4 protein-coding genes are annotated in these 4,362 nt (G+C 76.2%); 3 read left to right on the top strand and 1 reads right to left on the bottom strand.

Annotated features, from left to right (window positions below; all coding sequences use genetic code 11):
• Nucleotides 1–7: 7 nt before the first annotated feature.
• Together BZZ08_RS38150 and BZZ08_RS38145 are read left to right on the top strand one after the other, a co-directional pair.
• Nucleotides 8–622: a lipopolysaccharide biosynthesis protein gene (locus BZZ08_RS38150; RefSeq protein WP_104636703.1), complete on the top strand. Its 615-nt coding sequence runs from the start codon at nt 8–10 to the stop codon at nt 620–622.
• The gene (locus BZZ08_RS38145) at nt 619–1,761 is read left to right on the top strand and encodes a GNAT family N-acetyltransferase (protein WP_104636702.1); all 1,143 of its coding nucleotides are present in this window, start codon (nt 619–621) and stop codon (nt 1,759–1,761) included. Before BZZ08_RS38150 ends, BZZ08_RS38145 begins: the two co-directional genes overlap by 4 nt.
• Nucleotides 1,762–1,798: 37 nt before the next feature.
• On the opposite strand, the gene BZZ08_RS38140 is transcribed toward BZZ08_RS38145, so the two are convergent.
• Nucleotides 1,799–2,986 (bottom strand): glycoside hydrolase family 26 protein, encoded by a 1,188-nt coding sequence (locus tag BZZ08_RS38140; RefSeq protein WP_104636701.1) that lies wholly within the window; start codon nt 2,984–2,986, stop codon nt 1,799–1,801.
• 174 nt (nt 2,987–3,160) lie between these two features.
• Between BZZ08_RS38140 and BZZ08_RS38135 the strand changes: the two genes are divergently transcribed.
• On the top strand, nt 3,161–4,362 hold a 1,202-nt coding region (locus tag BZZ08_RS38135), incomplete at its 3' end, for a carboxylate--amine ligase (RefSeq protein WP_104636700.1).

Here is a 4,362-nt window from a genome sequence, read left to right as displayed (position 1 = left end):
CCGCGCCGTGCTCCGCCTGCGCTCCCTGCCGCCCTGGTCCCCGCTCGCGGCCGGCGTCCTCGCCGGCGGACTGCTCGGCGCCGGGTACGGCCTGGTCGCCACCCCGCAGTACACGGCGACCGGTTACGTCGTCGCCGTCCCCGCCGACGCGTCCGACCCGGCGGCCGCGCTGGGCTTCGCGCAGGCCTACGGCCGGGTCGCCACGCAGCTCGCGGTGCTCGGGGACGCGCAGATGTGGGCCCACGTGCCGGTGGCGACCCTGGAGCGGAGCGTGCGCACCGCGACCTCGCCGGACGCGCCGATGGTCTCGGTGACGGCGACCTCCGCCGACCCGGAGGAGGCCGCCGACATGGCCAACGCCGTCACCCGCGCCCTGACCCGGCACGCGCAGGCGTCCGCCGACGACACCCACGTGGAGCTGCGGCAGTTCGCCCGCGCCACCGAGCCCACCGAGCCGTCCTCGGCGTCCGCCGCCGTGACGGCCCTGGTGGGCGCGAGCGCGGGCGGGCTCCTGGGCGGGCTGGCCCTGCTGGTCCGGCCGCGCCGCGGCGCACGGGAGCCCGGCCGCGCGGCGGCGGTGCCCGGACCGGCGTCGGCGGCCGACGTCCGCGGACAGCTGTGACGTACCCGGGGCCGCCGCACCCGCTCCCGCCCGGCCACACGATCGAACTGGTCACCGACGAGGCCGCCTTCGCCGCGCTGGCCCCGCAGTGGCGGCGGCTGTACGACCGGTGCGCCGCCGCGACCCCGTTCCAGAGCCACGCCTGGCTGCTCTCCTGGTGGCGCTCCTACGGCTCGGCCGGGCGGCTGCGGCTGGTGCTGGCCCGCGAGGGCGGCGAACTGGTCGGCGCCGCGCCGCTGATGCTCGTACGGCGTCCGGTACCGGCGCTGGTGCCGCTGGGCGGGGCGATCTCGGACTACGGGGACGTCCTGCTGGACGACGAGCGGGGCCCGGACGCGGAGACCGCGCTCGCCGCGGGCCTGGCCGCGGCGTCCCGCAGCGCGCTGGTCGACCTGCGCGAGGTCCGGCCGGGCGCCGCCGCCGAACGGGTCTACGCACGCTGGCGCGGGCCCCGGCACCGGCTCGCGGACTCGCTCTGTCTGGAACTGCCCGCCCTGCCCATGGACGACCTGGTCGCCCGGCTGCCCTCGGCCAAGGCCAGGCAGCGGGTCCGCGCCCAGCTGCGCCGGCTGGACGCGCTCGGCGTCAAGGCCCGGCCCGTCCTGCCCGACGAGGCGGACGCGGCGCTGCGCCGGCTCCTCGACCTGCACCGGTTGCAGTGGCGGGGGCGAAAGGTGACCGGCGAGCACCTGCGGCCCCGGTTCCGCGAGCACCTGGTGCGGGCGGTGGGGCCGATGGTGCGGACCGGGGACGCGCAGGTCACCGAGTTCCGGATGGCCGACGAGGTGGTGGCCGTGGACGTGACGCTGCTGTCGCACCGGCTGGCCGGGGGCTATCTGTACGGCGCGCATCCCGGGCTGCGGGAGCGGAAGGCGGACGTGGCGGTGATGCTGCTGGCCGCGTGCGCCGAGTACGCCCGCGCCCCGGGGCGCTCGACGCTGAGCCTGCTGCGCGGCGACGAGCCGTACAAGCACCACTGGCGTCCGGAGCCGGTGCCGAACCAGCGGCTGCTGCTGGCCCGCCGCCGCACGGCCCCGCTGCTGGCGGCGGCCCTGGCCGACGCCGCCGCACGACGGCGGGGCAAGGAGCTGCTGCGGCGGCGGGCGGAGCGGAAGGGGCGCGCCGGTGGCGGCACCTGACCGGGCCCGCCGCCACCGCGGCGCCCTCCGCGCGCCGCTACTTGGCGCGCGCGTACCAGTCGAGACGCATGCAGAGCTTCCCGCCGAGCCAGTACTCGACCCAGTCGCCCAGCTCCAGCGGCGAGCAGCCGGCCGGGGCCTCGGGTGTCGTGGGCGGCACCGTGGGCACGGGCGGCGTGGTGGGCGTGGTGGGCTCCGGGGGTGTCGGGGCCGTCGGCTCGGGCTCGTCGGTGCGGCCGAAGAGCACGGACCGGTAGACGGCCGTGGACCGGGGATTGTCGTCGCACTGCCACACGCCGTGCGGGCAGTAGTCGGTGACCGTGTTGTACACGGGCTTGTGCTCGTCCATCCAGGCGAGCATGCGCCGCATGTACGCGGCGTTGTCGCCGTTGCGGAACAGCCCCCACTCCGGGTAGGAGACGGGCTTGCCGTGCGCCTTCGCGAAGTCCACGTGCGCCTGGAGTCCGTAGGGTTCCTTCACCTGTTCGTCGAACGTCATGCCGCGCGGCTGGTCGTAGGAGTCCATGCCGACGATGTCGACGGTGGCGTCGCCGGGATAGCACTGCGTCCAGGGCACGGCGTCCCGGCCGCGGCTCGGCGCGAAGTCGAACCGGAACTTCTGCCCGGGCACCGCGCGCATGGTGGTGACGATCCGGTTCCAGTACGTCTTCCAGGCCTCGGGGTCCGGTCCGCAGCGGTGGGTGTAGGTGGTGCCGTTCATCTCCCAGCCCAGCACCAGGACCGTGTCCGGGACCTTGAGCGCGACCAGGCGTTCGGCGAGGGCGCGGAAGTGGTGGTCGAAGCGTCCGGCGGCGCCCTGGCGCAGCAGTGCGCGCACCTCGTCGTCGTCGACGTGCTCCTCGTTGCGCTCCATCATGGGCACGTTGAGGACGAGCATCCGGTCGGCCTTGCGGGTGCGCCAGTCGGCCCACACGTCGAGGAAGCCGGGGGCGCCCTCGATGTTGCTCCAGCGGTCGCCGGGCAGGTAGGTGTGGCCGACGCGCAGCTCGGCGCCGCCCAGCCAGTGGCTCAGCGCGGCCATCCGGGCCACGCCGCGGGGGCCGTAGTCGAGGTAGGCGCCGAAGGCGGGGGTGGGTTCGGGCGCGGCCGGTTCGCCCGCGGCGACACCGGGGCCCGCGGCGAGGAACGCCGCCGCCGCGATCGCCGCGGCCGCGGCGCGCGCCGGACGCCGCCTGGACCGGGTCCGTGACTGCCGTGCGGCCATGCCGGCCTCCTTTGGTTTTCGTTCTGTCTTCGACTGGTCTTCCGTCGCTGTGCATCGCTCCCCGTTACTGACACCCAGTCATATGAAATGCCATCACGCCACCGCCGTTACGGCTTTCGAGTGCGTTGATCGCCCGCACCGGTGAACCCCCTCCCGATCCGAAGGAAGTCTCCCGTGTCGCTGTTCGACACCCGTGTCCCCGCCGTTCTGCTGCGGATCGACCGGAATCCCTTTCACCACGGAACGCTGGGCGCCGTGCGTTCGCTCGGCCGCGCGGGGGTGGACGTGCACGTGGTCGCCGACTGCGCACAGAGCCCGGTCCGCGCCTCCCGTTACCTGAGCGGGCTGCACACCCCGCCGCCGCCGGGCGCGTCGCCCGCCGAGATCGCGGCGGTCCTGCGCCGCCTCGCCGCGCGGCTCGCGCGGCCCGCGGTGCTGATTCCGATGGACGACGCGTGCGCCGTGGCGGTGGGCCGGGCGCGGGCGGAACTGGAGCCCGCGTATCTGCTGCCCGACCAGCCGGGTGAGCTGCCCGCGCGCGTGGCCGACAAGGCGGAACTGGCCGGTGTGTGCGCCTCCCTGGACGTCCCGCACCCCGAGACCCTGGTCCCGGACGGCGCGGCGGAGGCGGCGCGGGCGGCGTGGCGGCTGGGCCTGCCGGTGGTGGCGAAGTGGAGCCGGCCCTGGCTGGTGCCCCCGGGCGGCGGGCTGCGCAGCACGGTGCTGGTGCGCTCGGCGCGGGAGGCCGGGGAGCTGTACCGGCGGGCCGAGGAGGCGGGCAGCCGGCTGCTGCTCCAGGCGTTCCTGCCGCCGGGTGCCGACCGGGACTGGTTCTTCCACGGGTACGCCGACCGCTCCGGCGCGGTCCGGGCGGGCGGCCCCGGCCGCAAGACCCGGGCCAGGCCGCGCGGCGCCGGTCTGACGGCGGTGGGCCGCTGGACGCCGAACCCGCGAGTGCAGGCGCTCGCCGAGCGGGTCACCGCGGAGCTGGGCTACCGGGGCGTCTTCGACCTCGACTTCCGGCGCTGCGGCACGACGGGCCGCTATCACCTGCTCGACTTCAACCCGCGTCCCGGCGCCCAGTTCCGGCTGTTCACCGACACCGCCGGACTGGACGTCGTACGGGCCCTGCACCTGGACCTCACCCACCGCCCGCTGCCGGAGGGGGCACCGCGGCCGGGGCGGGTGTTCGTGGTGGAGAACTACGCGCCGCTGAGCGCCCTGCGTCCGGCCCGCGAGGGGCACGGGGGCCGCGAGCTGGCCTGGCACGCCCGGGACGACCGGGCGCCGGGCCGGGCGCTGTGGGCGCTGTGGGCCCGCCATGTGGGCGCCCGGCTGCGGGAGCGCTTCTCGAACTCGGCGAGGACCTTCTTGAA

The sequence above is a fragment of the Streptomyces sp. MH60 genome, assembly GCF_002939385.1.
Classification (GTDB): domain Bacteria; phylum Actinomycetota; class Actinomycetes; order Streptomycetales; family Streptomycetaceae; genus Streptomyces.
This window is presented reverse-complemented; position numbering and strand designations above follow the sequence as displayed.